Source organism: Fenollaria massiliensis, from assembly GCF_023347705.1.
GTDB lineage: Bacteria > Bacillota > Clostridia > Tissierellales > Peptoniphilaceae > Fenollaria > Fenollaria massiliensis.
This window is the reverse complement of record NZ_CP096649.1, coordinates 779699-798394: the sequence shown is the minus strand read 5'-3', so window position 1 is coordinate 798394 and position 18696 is coordinate 779699. Positions and strand designations below refer to the sequence as shown.

General features: G+C 33.6%; 21 protein-coding genes. 1 reads left to right on the top strand and 20 read right to left on the bottom strand.

Annotation, left to right across the window (positions count from 1 at the left end):
- Position 1: 1 nt before the first annotated feature.
- The 19 genes from ispG to M1R53_RS04055 form a co-directional block, all read right to left on the bottom strand.
- On the bottom strand, positions 2-1051 hold the full coding sequence (gene ispG, locus M1R53_RS04145) for a flavodoxin-dependent (E)-4-hydroxy-3-methylbut-2-enyl-diphosphate synthase (RefSeq protein ID WP_487317989.1): 1050 nt from the start codon (positions 1049-1051) through the stop codon (positions 2-4).
- Positions 1051-2070 carry a M50 family metallopeptidase gene (locus M1R53_RS04140; RefSeq protein ID WP_249243177.1) on the bottom strand — a complete coding sequence of 340 codons (1020 nt, stop codon included), beginning with the start codon at positions 2068-2070 and terminating at the stop codon, positions 1051-1053. Before M1R53_RS04140 ends, ispG begins: the two co-directional genes overlap by 1 nt.
- A gap of 13 nt (positions 2071-2083) precedes the next feature.
- Positions 2084-2848: a phosphatidate cytidylyltransferase gene (locus tag M1R53_RS04135; protein ID WP_249243176.1), complete on the bottom strand. Its 765-nt coding sequence runs from the start codon at positions 2846-2848 to the stop codon at positions 2084-2086.
- Positions 2848-3525, bottom strand: a complete 678-nt coding sequence (uppS, locus tag M1R53_RS04130) for an undecaprenyl pyrophosphate synthase (protein WP_249243175.1) — start codon at positions 3523-3525, stop codon at positions 2848-2850. The genes M1R53_RS04135 and uppS overlap by 1 nt, the downstream gene beginning before the upstream one ends.
- Before the next feature lie 48 nt (positions 3526-3573).
- Complete coding sequence (frr, locus tag M1R53_RS04125; protein ID WP_249243174.1) at positions 3574-4131, bottom strand: ribosome recycling factor; 558 nt, start codon at positions 4129-4131, stop codon at positions 3574-3576.
- Between the two features lies 1 nt (position 4132).
- On the bottom strand, positions 4133-4840 hold the full coding sequence (gene pyrH, locus M1R53_RS04120) for a UMP kinase (protein WP_249243173.1): 708 nt from the start codon (positions 4838-4840) through the stop codon (positions 4133-4135).
- Positions 4841-4843: 3 nt separating this feature from the next.
- The gene (gene tsf, locus M1R53_RS04115) at positions 4844-5491 is read right to left on the bottom strand and encodes a translation elongation factor Ts (protein ID WP_019213549.1); all 648 of its coding nucleotides are present in this window, start codon (positions 5489-5491) and stop codon (positions 4844-4846) included.
- A 9-nt stretch (positions 5492-5500) separates the two neighbouring features.
- The gene (gene rpsB / locus M1R53_RS04110) at positions 5501-6244 is read right to left on the bottom strand and encodes a 30S ribosomal protein S2 (RefSeq protein WP_249243172.1); all 744 of its coding nucleotides are present in this window, start codon (positions 6242-6244) and stop codon (positions 5501-5503) included.
- 261 nt (positions 6245-6505) lie between these two features.
- Entirely contained in the window at positions 6506-6982 is a 477-nt protein-coding gene (locus M1R53_RS04105) for a PTS sugar transporter subunit IIA (RefSeq protein WP_249243171.1), read from the bottom strand.
- 1 nt (position 6983) lies between these two features.
- Positions 6984-8447, bottom strand: coding sequence for a citrate lyase subunit alpha (citF, locus tag M1R53_RS04100; RefSeq protein WP_249243170.1), 1464 nt, complete (start codon positions 8445-8447; stop codon positions 6984-6986).
- Positions 8434-9303 carry an HpcH/HpaI aldolase/citrate lyase family protein gene (locus M1R53_RS04095; protein WP_019213545.1) on the bottom strand — a complete coding sequence of 290 codons (870 nt, stop codon included), beginning with the start codon at positions 9301-9303 and terminating at the stop codon, positions 8434-8436. The genes citF and M1R53_RS04095 overlap by 14 nt, the downstream gene beginning before the upstream one ends.
- The gene (gene citD / locus M1R53_RS04090) at positions 9293-9574 is read right to left on the bottom strand and encodes a citrate lyase acyl carrier protein (protein WP_019213544.1); all 282 of its coding nucleotides are present in this window, start codon (positions 9572-9574) and stop codon (positions 9293-9295) included. The genes M1R53_RS04095 and citD overlap by 11 nt, the downstream gene beginning before the upstream one ends.
- Positions 9553-10119, bottom strand: coding sequence for a Fe-S-containing hydro-lyase (locus tag M1R53_RS04085; protein ID WP_019213543.1), 567 nt, complete (start codon positions 10117-10119; stop codon positions 9553-9555). The genes citD and M1R53_RS04085 overlap by 22 nt, the downstream gene beginning before the upstream one ends.
- A 13-nt stretch (positions 10120-10132) precedes the next feature.
- A complete protein-coding gene (locus tag M1R53_RS04080; protein WP_019213542.1) occupies positions 10133-10972 on the bottom strand; it encodes a fumarate hydratase in 840 nt (279 codons plus the stop codon).
- A 66-nt stretch (positions 10973-11038) separates the two neighbouring features.
- Positions 11039-12277 carry a methylaspartate ammonia-lyase gene (locus M1R53_RS04075; RefSeq protein ID WP_249243169.1) on the bottom strand — a complete coding sequence of 413 codons (1239 nt, stop codon included), beginning with the start codon at positions 12275-12277 and terminating at the stop codon, positions 11039-11041.
- Between the two features lie 21 nt (positions 12278-12298).
- Positions 12299-13756, bottom strand: a complete 1458-nt coding sequence (locus tag M1R53_RS04070; protein WP_249243168.1) for a methylaspartate mutase subunit E — start codon at positions 13754-13756, stop codon at positions 12299-12301.
- Positions 13757-13765: 9 nt separating this feature from the next.
- Entirely contained in the window at positions 13766-15145 is a 1380-nt protein-coding gene (glmL, locus tag M1R53_RS04065) for a methylaspartate mutase accessory protein GlmL (protein WP_249243167.1), read from the bottom strand.
- Positions 15146-15568: a methylaspartate mutase subunit S gene (glmS, locus tag M1R53_RS04060; protein WP_019213538.1), complete on the bottom strand. Its 423-nt coding sequence runs from the start codon at positions 15566-15568 to the stop codon at positions 15146-15148. It lies immediately after the preceding gene.
- 218 nt (positions 15569-15786) lie between these two features.
- Positions 15787-16524 carry a copper homeostasis protein CutC gene (locus tag M1R53_RS04055; RefSeq protein ID WP_249243166.1) on the bottom strand — a complete coding sequence of 246 codons (738 nt, stop codon included), beginning with the start codon at positions 16522-16524 and terminating at the stop codon, positions 15787-15789.
- 134 nt (positions 16525-16658) lie between these two features.
- On the opposite strand from M1R53_RS04055, the gene M1R53_RS04050 reads away from it, so the two are divergent.
- Entirely contained in the window at positions 16659-17558 is a 900-nt protein-coding gene (locus M1R53_RS04050; protein ID WP_249243165.1) for an alpha/beta fold hydrolase, read from the top strand.
- An 18-nt stretch (positions 17559-17576) separates the two neighbouring features.
- Here the strand turns inward: M1R53_RS04050 and M1R53_RS04045 are convergent, their stop codons facing one another.
- The gene (locus M1R53_RS04045; RefSeq protein ID WP_249243164.1) at positions 17577-18686 is read right to left on the bottom strand and encodes a SpoIIE family protein phosphatase; all 1110 of its coding nucleotides are present in this window, start codon (positions 18684-18686) and stop codon (positions 17577-17579) included.
- Positions 18687-18696 lie beyond the last annotated feature (10 nt).

Sequence of the window (18696 nt, the reverse complement as noted above, 5' to 3'; positions counted from 1 at the left end):
TTCACATTCTTTCGATTTCTTTTAACAATTCTTCAACTACTTCATTTCTATCAAGTTTTTTAATAACATTACCCTTTTTAAATAGATAAGCGTATTCTTTGCTCATGCTGATCCCGATATCAGCATTTTTTGCTTCACCTGGTCCATTAACAGGACATCCCATAACTGCTACTGTGATATCTTTTTTTATATTTGCTAGTAAAGGTTCAAGCTCTTCTACTATAGGTATGATATTTATCTTAGTTCTAGCGCATGTTGGACAAGAAACAAGGTTCACAGAGTCTCTGCGTATGCCTAAAGCGTTTAAAATCTTCTTAGCGGCGATAACTTCTTCTAGTGGGTCTGATGTTAGAGAAACACGTATTGTGTCTCCTATACCATCTTTTAAAAGTGTTCCTATGGCTATAGATGATTTAACTATACCAACAGATGGCGATCCAGCTTCTGTTAGTCCCAAATGTAGCGGATAATCGCACATTGATGAAAACATTCTATTTGCATCTATGCAAGTATTTACATCGGATGACTTTATAGATACTTTTATATTATAAAAATCAAGCTTATTAAGCATCTCAACTTGCTCAAGCGCTCCATAAACAAGTGACTCTTTATTAACGCCATTATATTTATCTAATATTTTTTTAGAAATAGATCCTGAATTTGCTCCTACTCTTATAGGTAAATTTTTATCTTTGCAAATATCTACTATTTCTCTAAGCTCTGAACTTGAATTAAGATTGCCTGGATTTATTCTTATGCAATCATAGCCTTCCCTTGCCGCCATTAGAGCAAGTTTATAATCAAATTGTATATCAGCTATTACTGGCACATGAATTTTTTTCTTAATTTCTTTTATAGCCTTAGCATCTTCTTCATCATTAACAGCCATCCTTATTATATCTAGGCCATTTTCTTCCATCTCTATAGTTTGTTTGACTGTATTTTCAACGTCTTTCGTATCAGTATTTGTCATTGATTGTATAGTTATAGGAGCATCGCCACCTATAGCTACATCACGAACAAAAATCTTTCTAGTTTTTTTTCTTTCTATCATCTAATCAATCCTTTGATATCATTATAAGTCACAAATAAGAATAAAAGTATTAGTAATGAAAATCCTACTATATTTACAATATACTCAACTTTTTTATTCGGCTTAATTCCTGTTATCATCTCAAATAAGATAAAAACCGCCTTGCCACCATCTAATGCTGGGAATGGTAATAGATTAAAGAAAGCAAGGTTTATGCTTATTAGTCCCAATAAAAACATAACTGAGCTAAAACCAACTTTAGCTGCACTTGCTATAGTTTTAATTATGACAACGGGTCCTGAAACTTCATTTTTCTTGACGTTCCCTTTAAAGGCTCTGCCTAAAAAATCAAACATTGATCTAAAGGCGTATCTACATGTATTGATGCTCTCTTTAAAAGCACCAATAAAGTCATAACGCACCTTAGGCATTATACCAATCTTTTTATATTCGATAGTTTTTCCGTTATCCTCTATAGTTGCTAGCTCTGGTTTTATTTCTACGTTTATTAGCTTTCCATCTCTTTTCAAAGTAAGTGTATCACTCTCATTTTTAGAATTAATTATCATATTTCTTAATTCTAAAAATAATAATGGCTTTTTACCATTATATGAAATTATCTCATCATTTTCTTGTATACCGGCAATATATGCTGGAGAATTAGCTTCAATTTTATCAATACTTAAGTCAGTGAAGCCACTTTGCATATTCACAATAAGAAAAGCCACTACCGCTAACAGCATGTTCATAAAAGCTCCTGCTAGTATAACTACAAGCCTCTTATATGCTTTAGCATTATCAAAACTTCTTTCGTCAGCGCTGTCTTCATCCTCACCTTCCATGGCACAGTAACCGCCAAGAGGAAAAATTCTAAGTGAATAAAGAGTCTCACCTTTTTGTTTCTTTAATATAGCTGGACCCATGCCAACAGCAAACTCGTTGACCTTGATGCCAGCCCACTTAGCCATAATAAAATGACCAAACTCGTGAATTGTTACTAAAGTTAAAAATACTAAAAATGCTACTATTATACTCATAAATCATTGCTCCTTAAAAAAAACAGATTATTACAAAGGGGCATACTAATAAAATGCTATCAAATCTATCCATTATGCCTCCATGTCCTGGGAATATGTATCCGTAGTCCTTAATATTATAATATCTCTTAAGCTTAGAGAAAATTAAATCACCAAATTGAGCAACTATAGGTGCTAAAATTAAACCAATTATATAATAAGGATTGCTTTTTAAATTAAAATAGCTAATATAAAGATATGTTATAGCTAGACTTGTTATGTACGAGCCAACAGAACCCTCAATTGTTTTATTAGGGCTGATTCTTTCTATTAGTTTATGTTTACCAAAGAGTGAGCCAAATACATAAGCAAAGATATCGCTTGATGTAGATATTAAAAATACAAGTATAAGTTTACTTCTATCTGCAATATCGTAAAACATTGTAAATGGCATAATTATAAAACATGTAGTAAAAATTAAGCTAATAAAGCTTCTAGATGAAAATTCTTTATCCAAAACACTTATTATTGAAAATAATATAAGCATCAAAACAAAAATATGCATATTTGGCATAAATGATGTGTATATATTAATGTATAGGATGAGATTTAGCATAATAGCTAGAATACATGTAAGTTTTTTCCTTGAGTCTGTCATCATGTGCAAAACTTCATATGAAGCTAACGAAGCAAATAAAAAGATGGCAAATCTATAGATATGATTCATATCATAGATTACAAGGCCTAGTAGTAGAAGTACCACTACTGTTGTTATTAGTCTTTTGTAAAAGCTCTTCATTATATTCCTCCGTATCTTCTATGTCTTCCGGCAAAATTTTTTAATGCTTCAGCAAAATCTTCTTTATGAAAGTCTGGCCAAAGTTTATCTGTAAAATAAAGCTCACTGTAAGCTGATTGCATAAGTAAAAAGTTTGATAGTCTTTCTTCCCCACTCGTTCTGATTATTAAATCAGGATCTGGTATATATGAGTTATAAAAATATTCTTTAAGATCTTCATAAGAATTAATTTCTCTTCCATCTTTTTGAGCAAGATTTATAGCTCTAATAATTTCATCTCTTGAGCCATAATTTAAGCAGATATTTAGAATAAGCCCTGTGTTTTTTGAAGTTCTCTCTATGGCTCCATCAATAACTTTTTTTGATTCAGGATATATCTCATCCAAATCACCAGATACAACTATTTTAACGTTGTTTCTATCAAGTTCATCAATTTGGCTATTGATATAAATAATTATTAGCTTCATCAAAAAAGATACTTCTTCTTTTGGCCTTTTCCAGTTTTCTTTAGAAAAGGCATATAAAGTAAGATATTTAACACCTGCATCTGAGGCATACCTTACATTTTCTATAACTCTGTTCATACCTTCTTTGTGTCCATAAGTTCTTGGCATATTTCTCTTTTTTGCCCATCTACCATTGCCATCCATAATTATTGCTACGTGATTTGGAATCATAACTATCTCCTTGTAAATAACCCCCCTATAAAGAGGGGGGTTAATATTTTACACTTCCATTAATTCTGCTTGTTTATCTTTTGTGATTGCATCAATCTTTTCAGTGTATTTATCAGTTAATTTTTGTGCATCATCTTCAAATGTCTTTCTGTCATCTTCACTGATATCTCCATCTTTTTCAGCCTTTTTAATAGAATCCATTAGGTCTCTTCTTAGATTTCTTATAATAATCTTAGTATCTTCACCTTTTTTAGAAACTATCTTAGTTAATTCTTTACGTCTATCCTCTGTTAATTGAGGGAACGGTAAACGAATTAGTTTGCCATCATTTGATGGAGTGATGCCTAAGTCTGATTTTTGAATTTCTTTTTCAATATCAGGTATTGTAGATGCATCATACGGTTGAATAACAAGTAATCTTGCTTCAGGTGCTGAAACGTTTGCAAGCTGTTGCAATGGAGTCATAACACCATAATAGCTAACCATAAGTTTATCAAGTAATGCTGGGTTAGCTCTGCCAGCTCTTACTGAATTAAGATCTTCTTTAAAAACTTCTATTGTTTTATTCATCTTCGGTTCATATTCTTGACTAAATCTATCAGGCATATTAATCCTCCTTTACAATAGTTCCTATCTTTTCACCTTCAATAACCCTTATAATATTATCCGGATCATCTATACCAAATACTACAAGAGGTATATTATTATCCATACATAAAGATGTTGCAGTTGCATCCATAATTTTTAAATTCTTACTTAGTATATCAAGATAAGATAGTTTTTCAAACTTTTTAGCATCTTTATTTTGTTTTGGATCGCTGTCATAGATACCATCTACGCCCTTTTTTGCTAATAGTATAGCCTCTGCATTGATTTCAGCAGCTCTAAGCGCAGCTGTCGTATCAGTTGAAAAATAAGGGTTTCCAGTTCCTGCAGCAAATATGACAACCATCTTCTTTTCTAGTTGTCTAATTGCTCTTCTTCTTATATATGGCTCGGCAACAGCTCTCATCTCGATAGATGTTTGTACTCTTGTTAGTACATCCATCTTTTCAAGCGCGTCTTGAAGTGCAAGTGCATTCATGACAGTGCCTAGCATGCCCATATAGTCAGATGTTGCTCTTTGTATATTTAATGAGTCTCTTCCTCTCCAGAAGTTTCCTCCGCCTACAACTATACCGACTTCAACACCCATTTCAGTGACAGTCTTTACTCTTTTAGCGATTGACTTAATAACTTCATTATCAATACCAGTCTTTGCACTACCAGCTAAAGCTTCACCACTTAATTTTAAAACGATCCTTTTAAAAGCCATATATTATTGACCCATTTGTTTTGCTACTTCAGCAGCAAAATCTTCTTCTCTCTTTTCTAAGCCTTCACCAACTTCGTATCTAACGAAACGTCTAATCTTGATGTTTTCACCAATCTTAGCGATTTTATTTTTTAATAAATCATTTACAGTTATGCTTGGATCTTTGATGAATGGTTGATCTAATAAGCATACTCTTTCATAGAATTTATGCATTCTACCTTCAACCATCTTTTCAGCGATATTTTGAGGTTTTCCTTCGTTTATAGCTTGTTGAATAAGAACTTCTTTTTCTTTATCAATAGCTTCTTGAGGAACATCTTCTTCGCATAGATATTCAGGGTTTGATGCAGCTACTTGCATAGCTATATCTTTTACAAATTCTTTGAATTCATCTGTCTTAGCTACGAAGTCAGTTTCTGAGTTAACTTCAACTAAAACACCAATTCTTCCTGAGTGAATATAAGAAGCAACTAAGCCTTCAGACGCAATTCTTGAAGCTTTCTTTTCAGCTGAAGCTAATCCTTTTTCTCTTAAAAGATCTATAGCTTTATCGATGTCGCCATCTGTTTCAACTAAAACCTTCTTGCAGTCCATCATGCCTGCTCCAGTTTTTTCTCTTAATTCCTTAATTAATTGTGCACTTATAGCCATATTTACCTCCTAGTTTTCTTCGTTATTTATTTCTTCTTTTTCTTCTACTTTTTCTTCAGAATGCTCTTGTTTACCTTGTTTTCCTTCGATAACAGCATTTGCTAGAGTTTCAGTTATTAACTTAACCGCTCTGATAGCGTCATCGTTACCAGGGATAGCTATATCAACTTCATCTGGATCGCAGTTAGTATCAACTAAACCAACAACTGGTATGCCAAGAATTTTAGCTTCGTTTATAGCAATCTTTTCTTTCTTAGGGTCTACTACAAATATTAATTGTGGCATTCCGTCCATATCTTTGATACCGTTTAGATATCTAGCTAATTTTTCTCTTTCAGCTCTGATAGTAGCTACTTCTTTCTTAGGTAAAACGCTTAAAGAGCCGTCTTCTTCCATCTTGTTGTACTCTTCAAGTTTTTTAATTCTACCCTTGATAGTGTTGTAGTTAGTAAGCATACCGCCTAACCATCTTTGGTTAACGTAGTACATATCGCATCTTTTAGCTTCAGATTCGATAGCTTCTTGAGCTTGTTTCTTTGTTCCTACGAATAAAACCTTTCCGCCTTCTTCAACAACATCTTTGACCAATTTGTATGCTTTTTCAACTTGATCAACAGTTTTTTGTAGGTCGATGATATAGATTCCGTTTCTTTCTGTAAATATGAATCTAGCCATCTTAGGGTTCCATCTTCTAGTTTGGTGTCCGAAATGAACACCTGCTTCTAATAAGTCTTTCATTGCAATTACTGCCATGTCTTTCTACCTCCAAGTTTTTTTTCTTTACACTTCATTCACCTGCCGCCTTAACTAAAGTTTAGCACCTGAGACGTACATCGTGAAGTGTGCATATTTTTACTAATCAATTATAACATATAAGTTTATAAATTACAAGTATTTTCTATTTATAAAAGATATTTTCTTTTTGTTAAAAAATAAAATAGATGTTAGTCATATATAGATTAACATCTAAAATAAAAAGCGAGACATATATGCCTCGCTCAAATTATTTTATATTTATAAATTTATTTTAACTGCTATATCTTGATTAGCAACGACGTCCTTTTTATCACTTTTATCAAGAGATTTAACTTGATCCATATTTGTAATTACTATAGGTGTAGTAGTTTCTTTACCTTTAGACTTGATATAATCGATATCAAATTCTATAAGTTTTTGACCTTTTTTAACATGGTCGCCTTCATTGACAAAGCCTTTGAAGCCTTCACCGTTAAGCTCAACTGTATCCATGCCTATATGAATAAGTATTTCAACATCTTTTGCTTTTAATCCTATAGCGTGAAGCGTATGAAACAATTGAACGACTTCACAATCAAATGGTGCATATAAAACGCCTTCCTTTGGTTCGATTGCTATGCCATCACCAAGAATTTTTTGTGAAAAAACTTGATCTTTAACTTCTGTTATGTCTATAAGCTCTCCTGTGATTGGAGCGTATAAATCAAGTTCTTTTTTCTTTGAAAATAATCCCATATTACACCTCATGAATTTCGTCTAATATAGATCCGTCTCTATATTCACTGTAGCCAATAATTCTATCTTTCTTCTTTATTTCTTTAGGCTCACCCATAAAATTATCTGCGATTGCTTTTAGTTCTTGTATAGTCATAACATTTAAATCGTTTTCTTTAAACTTTTCTATTAAGTCTTGTCTTAATGGATTAACTGCTATACCTCTTTCAGTTACAAGTACGTCTATTGTTGTACCTGGTGTGGCAATTACATCTACTCTGTTTTTAATAACTGGTAGTCTTGATGAGAATAGTTTTGAAACGATTATTGACATCTTTGCTCCAGCTGCTGTATCTTGGTGACCGCCTGAGCCGCCCATTAAGACCCCATCTGCTCCTGTTATAACATTGACATTAAAATCAAGGTCAATTTCAGTAGCACCTAATATAACTACATCAAGGTTATCAACAACTGCTGAAACCTCTGGGTTACCATATTCAGAACCGCTCATTCTTAAGTGATTAGCATTCTTTTTAATGGATTCAATTGCTTTAAGGTCAAAGCATTGTACATCATAAAGTGATGTGAATAATCCTTCTTCAAGCATATCTGTTAAATATCCAGTTATACCGCCACTTGCAAATGATCCTTTGATATTTTCTTTAATCATGTAATCTCTTAAAAAGTCGGTAACGGCAAGTGAAATTCCACCCGCGCCACTTTGATAGCTAAAACCGTCTTTAAGTAAGCCAGACGCTTTCATAACCTTAAGTGTATCTTTGGCAATCTTTAATCCTACTGGGTCTTTAGTAACTTTTGTTGTACCGGATACGATACCATTCTTATCGCCTATGCTATCAACTTTTAAGATATAATCAACATAATCTTCAGTAATATCTCTTGGATAATTAGGATAAGCTACTATTGTGTCTGTAATGGCAATTTTCTTTTTAGCATAAATGGCATCTGCTATAGCGTATCCCATAGATCCGCAAGACGCTTCGCCATTAACTCCAGAGATATTTCCCATAGGGTCACAAGATGGCGCTGCGATAAAAGCGTAATCAATCACAACGTTTTTATCAATTATACTTCTAGCTCTTCCGCCATGTGATTGCATTAGTATTTTGCCTTTTAATTTTCCTTTTGAAATAGCTTTTGCTAAATCACCTGATATATATGAAGTAATTATATTTGTTATAGTGCCATCTTCAAGCAAAGGAATAAGTTCTTTATGAACTGGGAATAAAGATGAAGCAACTAGTGTTATATCTTTGATACCTCTTCTTTGAAGCTCAAGCATCATCATATTTAATACTGCATCACCATTTCTTAAGTGATGGTGTGAAGAAACTGTTATACCGTCTTTCAAATCAAGCTTATCGAATAAATCTTTAATGCTTTCATAAACTTTACTTGGCTTTGATTCTTTTTTAGGATAATCTTTTTTATCTAATATTTTAATATCATCATTATAAAAGCTCATCATATTCCTCCTTATAATTGCCAGACATCTTTAATGTATTTATTGCTCTTAAAATTATAGGTCTGTCAACCATCTTACCGTCAAGTGAGAACGCTCCAAGGCCTTTTTCTTTAGCATCTTTAAGAGCTTCCATAACTCTGACTGCATGATTAACATCCTCTTTGCTTGGAGAGAATATTTCGTTAACTGGGTCAACGTGTCTTGGAGATATTAGTGCTTTACCTGTCATACCCATGGCTTTAGCTTTCTTAGTATCCATAATTAAGCCTTCGATATCATCTGTGTCTGTCCAAGGAGTGTCAACTGCTTGAAGGCCAAGTGATTTTGCGCATGAAACTATCCTCATTCTTGAGTATTTAATTTCATCTGATTCTTTTGTTCTTTTTGCTCCTAAGTCTAAAGTTAAATCTTCTGCTCCTAATAATACGCCTTTAACTCTTTTTGATTTTGCAAGGATATTTCTTGCATCTTCAACGCCTTGAGATGTTTCAATTAAGCAAAATATATCATATTTTTGATTATTTTCATCTAAATATTTTGAAAGTGCTTCAACTGATTCTTGAGATGCTTTTGCAAGCATGATTCCATCAAAATTTAAGCCTTTAAGTGCATCTAAGTCCTTATAAAAATAATCAGTATCAAGAGGATTAACTCTTACATATATATCTGAGCCGCCTTTATCTTCAGATTTAAATGTTTTTAAATATTCTTTAACAAGCTCTCTTGCAGCGTCTTTCTCAGGTAATGATACTGCATCTTCTAAGTCTATAATTATAGCATCTGCACCTAATATGTCAGACGATTGAAGCATGCCTGGATTATTGCCTGGCATAAATAACATTGTTCTATAGTTCATTTTGACTCCTTTCGATTGCAGTTCTCATTCTTGCTCTGATAGTGAAGTCTAATGCACCTTTATCGTCAATAACGATGTTTGCCTTAGTAACTCCTTCATCTTCAAGAACTTCGTTAACAGCCTTCAAAATCATATCACCGTATTGTTCTTTAACTACAGAGTTCAATGTGATATCGAGTTTATCTGAAGGCTCTATCATTATCATCAAATCGTTTGATTCAAGCGAGCCAGCCTTAGCAGCTTTGCTAATTACTCGTTCTTTTCTTTCCATTCTAAATACTCCTTCTTACCTTCTATATATAAATCTTTACCAGTAGGGTCAACTATAACTGTTGCTGGAAATTTTTCTACAGTTATTTCTCTTAAAGCTTCAGCGCCTAAATCTTCATAAGCAATAATTTTAGCGGTTTTAATCCTATCTGCGATTATTGCAGCAGCTCCGCCTATAGCGGCGAAATAACAAGCGCCGTGCTCAACGATTTTAGCCTTAACATTGTCATCTCTCTTGCCTTTACCTATCATACCCATAACGCCAGCGTCCATCATTTGTGGAGCGTATGGATCCATTCTATAGCTTGTTGTAGGTCCTGCTGAGCCTATGACTCTGCCTGGCTTTGCTGGTGATGGTCCAACATAGTATATACAAGCTCCTTTTGGATCAAAAGGTAATTCTTTTCCTTCGTTAAGTAGTTCTACTAATCTTTTATGAGCAGCATCTCTAGCTGTATATATAGTTCCTGTTATTAATACATTGTCTCCTGCTTTTAAATTTTTAAGTGTTTCTCTTGTAAATGGTGTTTTAATTTCTATAGCCATAATTATATCCCCCTTATAATGAAATAACTTTATGTCTTGCAGCGTGACATTGAATATTAACAGCTACTGGCAAGCCGGCTATGTGAGTTGGATGAGTATTTATAAATACTCTTAGAGCTGTTGTTTTGCCGCCAAAACCTTGAGGACCTATACCTAATTCATTAATTTTTTCAAGTAATTCTTTCTCAAGATCAGCATAGAATGGGTCTTTATTATAATCATCAATATCTCTCATAAGAGATTTCTTTGCCATAATGCATGATTTTTCAAAGTCTCCACCAATACCAACACCTACAACTATAGGTGGACATGGGTTTGGTCCAGCAGTTTCAACTGTTTCTAGAATAAATTTCTTAACACCTTCAAGTCCATCAGCAGGTTTAAGCATCTTTTGTTTAGACATATTTTCTGAGCCAAAGCCTTTAGCCGCAAAAGATATTTCAAATACATCTCCTTCAACTATTTCATAATGAATGATAGCTGGAGTATTATCTTTTGTATTGACTCTGTCAATTGGATCTTTAACTACAGATTTTCTTAGGTAACCATCAGTATACGCTTCTCTTACTGCTTGGTTTATAGCATCATTTATAGATCCATCAACATGAACATCTTGACCAATCTTAACAAAGCAAATAACCATACCTGTATCTTGACACATAGGAACGCTATCTCTTTGTGCTAAATTGTCATTATCTATAATAGTTGAAATTGTTTCTTTAGCAAGAGGCCACTTTTCTTTATCTCTTAGTTCAACTAGTCTATCCATTACATCTCTTGGCAATACTGAAGCTATCTCCAAAAGTCCTTCTTTCAATTTTTTAGTGATATCACTACTTTTTATTTCTCTCAAAATTTTACCCCCTATGTATAATATGAAAGTAGCAATAAAATTATTGCTACTTTCAATGAAAAATTATTATCTGTTATTAACTAGTGCTACTACTCTGTTCATTTCGTTATTAACGATCATGATACCTTCGTCAACACCCATACCTGGTTTAGCTAATTGTTGGTCAGCTCCTGTAGCCATAGAAATATTTACTAAAACTTCAGCAGATCTGTTAGTTTCGTTGCAAGTACCACCGCAGTATGCGCCTACGTGGTGATCTTTACAGTATTTAACAGCTTCAATAGTGTTATTGATACCGCCTAAGTCTGGAGTCTTGATTTGAATCATGTGTCCAGCTCCATTATCAACGAAGTAAACAACATCTTCATAAGTATTGCACCATTCGTCAGCAACTAATTCTACATTGATTTTTTCATCATCAAGCTTCTTAGTTAAGTCTCTAAGAACTTCCATTTGTCTAGTTCTTTCACCCATATCCATAGGTCCTTCAATTCTTAGCTTGAATGGTTTAGCTGCTTCTTCTAGAGTCTTTAGGTATTCAGCCATCTTATCAACATCGTTATTGAAAGCATCACCTATAGTTCCATAAACGTCGATGTGGAAAATTGGGTTATATGATTCATTATGTCTATGTTCAAGAATTCTATTTCTTAACCAAACAACATATTCTCTTAAAAGTTCACCGTTTTTACCAGTTTTCTCTTCAACGTTATTGAATAGACCGTGTGGTAAAACGTCAGCTTCTTTTATAATCATTTTATCTGCGTTTAGATATCTATCGTCACCTGATTGAGCAAAGATAGGTACTCTCTTAATTTCAACGCCAGTGTTGTATTCTTTTTTAACTACTTCTGCCATTGTTACCTTGTTAGTTTTAGCAACTGCATCAAGTAAAGCTTGTGTAATACCATATCTTATAGCTGTATGAAGTCTCTTGCCATCAACATGCATTTGGTCAAATTCTTCAGCCATTTCTTTGAAAGTAGTTATTTCTCTACCTTCTAGCTTAGGTGCTATGTTTTTATTGATAAATTCAATAAAATCTTCTGCTAGGAAAAGTGGGTCTCTTCCACCTGCTCCTGAGTATTGAACTGCTGCGCAGTCACCTAGTGCAACTTGTCCGTCATCAAGAACTAACATAACTGATATTGCTTCACCAGCTTGTCTTATTGCTTTAAATCCTGGTGTAACTGGATCTCCTAAATAGAACATTCCATCATGTTTTGCACCTAATTTGATAGCCTTTTGGTCATCAAAGTAAAAACCTGTCTTACCTGCTGAACAGATAACTTTTTTGATTTTCATAATCGCATCTCCTTTAATATATTAATTATTTTTTGGTCTACCAATTAATCTACCGAAGCCAACAGCAAATATATCGTCAGTTGTCATGTCAAAGCTTACTGGACGTCCTTCAAATTTTGCTCTTTCTTCAAGTTTTTCTCTATTGATATCAAGTATATCTTTTGTGAATGGTAAATTGCCTGTAAATAAATATCTAACGGCACCGTTATTATCTCTTGCTGGCATCATCTTACCTGCGTTGTATTTTGATGGAGCAAATGGTACGTCCATAACTCCTTGTGCAAAGCCTTCTACAGTACCTACTGCTAAGTCGCCCTTGCCTAATTCGAACAATTTTTCAATGATACATCTTGTTTCTGCTTTAATTAAATCAATCTCTGCTCTTAATTCTTTTCCTTCTGGAAGTAATTGTCCCTCAGTCATGTTTAGAACCATCTTTGTAGCTCTGATACCTTCAGCGTTTGCTTCCTTAGTTGGAATACCAATAGCTTCGTGAGGTGTCTTAACGATAACTTTTGTAGCTCCTGCTAATGAACCAGTTGCTGCGCCCCAAGAAATAACGCCAAATGCCTTAGCTTCATCTTGAGGGAAGCCTCCCATCCATTGGTGGAAAACTGTTGTTATCAATACATCATTGTATCCAAATTTCTTTAAGTATTCATTTACTTGTTCTTCAAGTGATCTAATGGCAGCAACGTCTTGAATTAAGTTACCGCATTGACCGTAACCAACTGTTATATTCTTAACGCCTTGTTCAGCTGCAAGCAATGCTTCAACTATAGCAACAGCGTTTGATGTTGATGGTGGGCAAAGTGTACCAGTTAATGGTCCGAATGGTTCTCTGTTGATATGAACACCATTTTCTTCATAAAAGCCAACTAATCTATCGCAATATTGCCAATCATGTAAGCATCTATCTATTGGTACTGATTTTGCATAAGGTACGTTATAGCTTATAGCGCCTCCTTCATTTGAAGTATATCCACCTGCGTGAATTATTTCAGCTAATAATCTTGAGTCTGGTGTACCGTGTCTTGCTTGAAGTGGTTTAGAGACAGCATTATAAACCATTCTACAGCCTTTAACACCATGGTTAACAGCTGGGAATCCGTTTAATAATGATCTTCCTGCTTTTAATGATTCTTTAATACCAACTTCACATTCATCGTATCTATTTTGTCTTGTATATGAGTCTATTGTTGATGGAAGTAAATCTGCTCCTCCTTGATCTGTTAAAAATGTTAACAATTCAATGTGAGCATCGATTAGAGCAACACCTGCTCTTGGTTGAGCAAGAGTTTTTCCTTCTCTTTTTGCTTTTGCCATAACGTCAGCAAAATTCTTTTCTTCAGGAATTTTTTTCAAAAAGTCAATTGCTTCTTGTGAATCAACTTCAGCTCCTGTGGGCCATTGTTTAAGAACTTTTTCGCGCTCTGTGAAAAATTCTTCATCAGTCCATCTTTTATTTTGTACTTTCATAGCTTCCCCCTATATAACTATATATTTCTTCATCATTCTAACTGCCATGTTTTTGTCAACCATAGTTAATAGACCCATTGCAGATAGAATATATCTTTTATCTACTGAAAATTCAGGATATCTTGGTTTTAATGAGTTTAAATCTTCGTTGTCATATAAACCAGCTTTTAATATTTCTTGTGGATGTTCTGAATTTACAAGTATTCCTCCAGTGCCTATCATTAGGTGAAGCTCTGTTAAATCTTTACCTATTTGTTGATACATTGTTCCTAGAGGTGAATATACTGCTTCTACATAGCCGCAGTGCCTTTTCATTGATATATCGACACAAATCTTTGCCATCATTTCATCGAATTTTATTTCTTTTTCATCCGTGAAAACTAAATCAGTATGATTGTATCTCTTTTTAAATTCATCTTCTACATCATACTCACTAACATCTAAGTACTTCTTGATCATTCTTAATCCAGATGCTTCATATACGCTTTCAGATGAATATCTCATTCCTAAATCGCCCTCAACAGTTCTCTTTGAAAGTGGTTCTTCCAAACCTCTGTAGATTACTCCTGGTTTAGAAGGTGCTCCATCAGCTATTGAGTGAATATCTGTTGTTGCTCCACCTATGTCAACTACGACTAAGTCACCAACGCCATCTTCATCAGGTGTGCCTAAGCTAAGCGCTTCTGCAGCCTTTAAAACGGCTTGTGGTGTTGGCATTAGTATGCCTGAAATATCATCTTCGATGTGAGTCATGCCTTTGGCTTTAGTGATTCTTTCCATAAATATATCTCTGATTGTTTCTCTGGCGGGATTAACGTTGATTTCATTTAGTTTTGGCATAACATTTTCAGTAAGTCTATACTCAACTTTATCTTTAAACACTTTTTCGATATCGTCGTAGCTACTTTTGTTGCCAGCAACTACAACTGGCTTTGTGATGCCAAAATCAGTTATCATTTGTGCGTTGTGAAGAATTACTTCAGTGTTGCCTCCATCTGTTCCGCCTGCTAATAGAATCATATCAGCGTTAGAATCTCTAAGCTCTTCAGCCTCATGATTGTTCATCTTATATGAATATGTCTTAATAACTCTAGCTCCTGCTCCTAAGGCTGCTCTCTTTGCTGCTTCTGCAGTTAAATCTGGTACTAAGCCTATAGCTGCTATCTTTAAGCCTCCAGCTGCAGATGAACATGCAAGTTTCTTGATTATGTCAATTTCCCCTGTTACTTGTGACATTAATTCCTTATAAGCGTTGTGATATCCTTCAGCTACGTCAGTTTCAACTGTTGTGTAGCTTTTTGCTGTTGCAATTATTTCTTCTTTTTCGATATCTATTAGAGTTAATTTTGTAAATGTGCTTCCAAAATCAATAAAAAGATATGCTTTCATTTAATTAATTCCTAAGTCTTTTTTCATGTCTGCTATTGTAATTTCAGGACTTGTTCCTGGTGGATAAACCCTGTTAAAGCCCATATCTTTAAATCTTGGCTCAACTTCTTCCCACTTTTGCTTACCAACAACGATGTTGCCGCCAACATATAGTGGAATGTCTTTAAGACCTGCTTCATCGCACGCTTCTCTCATGCCCTTGCAGTCAATTTCTCCTTGACCATATAGAGATGATACACAGATAAGGTCAGCATTAGTTTCAACTGCTGCGTTGATGAAGTCTTCTTGAGGTGATAAAACACCAATGTTAACTACATTAAATCCAGCGTTTGTAAAAGCATGGTCCAATATAGTTAAACCAACTGCGTGACAATCTGATCCGATTACCCCTAGGACGATTGTCTTACCATTTTTTTCTTTCATAGTACTCCTCCTATTCAAATAGTATACTCATTTTATCATAAGTACAGAGATTTTTAAAGAGTAAAAACTCATTTTGAAGGCCTTAAAATCGTCAATGAATAAAAATAATGTTAATTTTCAAAATATGTCATTAAGGTAATAAAAATATGAATATTTTTAACATTTTTGCAATTAAAAAAATATTACTTGCAAAAATAATTGTTAAATTTTTGTCATATTTATCTAAATGCTTTTATTACCCTCTTTAAATATTCTTCATCTGCTAAATAATATGTTCCTTCTTCTTCGTTTGGATTAGTTCCAAAGAAAAGTTTTTTGTTTGCAAGTGTTGATTTGTCAATACAAGCCTTATTTGATGATATGTGAAGCTGATCTACTAATAAATTTTCTTTTATAAAATCAATATTATTCTCCCTTACTCCTCCAGTAATAAATTCAAGCTTATCATGGTACTTTTCATACAATTCATTTATTATTTTATATGTGTCAGTGATTTTGTTATCTCCGCCCTTTGTTAGTACGCGTTTAAATCCCATATCTATAAGTTTTTTGCAATTGCCATCTAGGTCTGGATCTATATCAAAGGCTCTATGAAAAACATTGTCCATGCCTTCGCAGTACTTTAGTAGATATTCATTTGCTTTCATATTGATACTTCCATCGTCATTTAAGCATCCAAAAACAAAGCCTTGTACACCTAATTCTTTTAGAGCTATGATATCTTCTTTCATTACATCAAGGTCATATTTCGAGTATGAAAAGCCAGCTTGTCTTGGTCTTATCATGGCAACGAAAGGTATTTCTAGCTCATTTAAAACTTTTTTACACAAACCATACGATGGTGTTATTCCGCCTAAAACAGTTGATGCGATTAATTCAACTCTATCGGCTCCCGCTCTTTGCGCTATAAGTGTTGATTCAAATGAATCAGAACAAATTTCTAGAGTATATTTCATAATTATCCCTCCTATTTGATTATATTACTTGTATTATATCATAAATTGTCGTATAATATGATAATTATTGATTATTAGAAATAAATATAGTATAATATCTGAAAGGGGAAGTAATAAATTTAAAGGTGAGGTATATGGAAAAAAATTATTTAGAATTTACAGCAAAGGACAAGAAGAAAATTAAGTATTTAGAATGGAAAGCTGAAAACCCTGAATTTTGTGTAGAGATTGTTCATGGCATGCACGACCATGCTATGAGATATGATGAGTTTGCTAGATTTTTACAAGCTAATGGCATTTCGTCATACGCTCTTGATCTAAGAGGTCATGGAATGACAGCCGCTGACAAAGAGCACTTAGGCCTAGCGCCTGAAAATAATGCTTGGATGAAGATGGTCGACGATATTGACGTACTTAGTTCAATCATTAAAAAAGAAAATCCAGATAAGAAGATTGCTCTTCTTGGTCACTCTATGGGCTCAATACTTGCAAGGACTTATGCTTATAAATATGGAGATCAAATTGACAAGATGATACTTCTATCTAGCGTTAAAACGCCAGTATTTTTAAATCAATTGTTTAAGGTGTTTTTAAAAGTTGTTATAGCTAAGGAAGGCTATGACGCTAAAAATGATTCGTTAAATCAAAAATCTTTTGACTTTTTAGGTAAAGGTGCTGGAGAAAATATTTTAACATCTGATCCTGTAGAAGCAGAAAATTTCTTATGTGATGAATATTGCATGCTTAAGTATAGTAACGGTTTTTTCCAAATGCTTATACATGGTGTTGATAAAGCTTGTAGTAGAGATAATCTTGACTATATTCCAAAGAACTTACCTATATATTTATTCTCTGGAAAAAAAGATTCACTATCAAATTTTGAACAAGGAATAAAACAAATATATGGCCTATTTAGAAGTATTGGTATAGAAAATTTAGAACTAATCGAATACGATGATTTAAAACACGATCTAATTCATGAATTAAATAAAGAAAAAGTTTTTCAAGACATATTAAAAGCTCTTCTTGCTTAAGAAGAGCTTTTGCTTTTTTTATTTCATTTTATCTATATCCACTAAAAGCATAGCGAAGTCATCTCTTTGATCACCAAAGGAATATTGAAGCACGGCTATGTCTATTGCCTTAAGTAATTTGTTAGGTTTACTTAGTATTGTCTTTATAAGTCTATCTAAGCCAAATTCTTCTCCATGAACATTTTTGCTCTCAACTATACCATCTGTATATAAGAACAATTTGTCACCTGCTCTTAGATCAGTTTTCTTTACTTCATAGTTATTTCCTAAGTCTACGCTCATTATAGGTCTGCCCTTTGCTTCTAGAACAGATATCTTATTATCATTAAATATGATAGGCATAGAATTGTGTCCAGCGTTTGCATAAACAAATTCTTCTGTCTTTGCATAATAAACTCCATAAAATAGCGTGATGTATCTATCACTTTGTAAATTTAGTTCCAAAAATTTATCACTAATATATTTTAGAGCTAGTTCTGGTTCATAATTATCTTTATTTAAATTTCTTACCGTTTGTCTAATAAACATAGTAAGCATTGAAGCAGCGATACCATGTCCAGCAACATCCGCAATATAAATTACATAAGTATCCTTCTCTATCTCAAATATATCAAACATATCGCCAGAGAGCGTTTCAGTTGCTTCATATAAGTAGTCTATGGCAATGTTTTTATATTTTGTTTTAACAGGAAGTATACTCTTTTGAATCCTCTTAGTAATTTCCATATCATGAAAAACATTTTCATTGCTTTGAATAAGCTGAAGCTCAAGAACCCTTTCTCTAGTTACATCTCTAAATACTTCAACTATGGCGATGGGATTCATCTTGTCATCATATATTGGCGAGCACTTTACTTGATAATAATTTTCACCAATATTTAGCTCCTTTTGTATTATTTCATTCTTTTCAATAGCGCTAGCAGTTTCACTAGTATCAAGCTTTAAAAAATCATCTAAATCATCTGTGTTGCTGCCAGTCGGATCATAGCCTACAGCATCTTTGAGAGCTTGATTTGCGTAAAGAATCTTGCCATTAATATTAACTACCTTAACCCAATCAGCCATGGCATCAAGGACTTCAACTGAAAGTATTTTATCTAAAATTTCATCTTTTCTTTTTAGTTCCACAGTATCAACT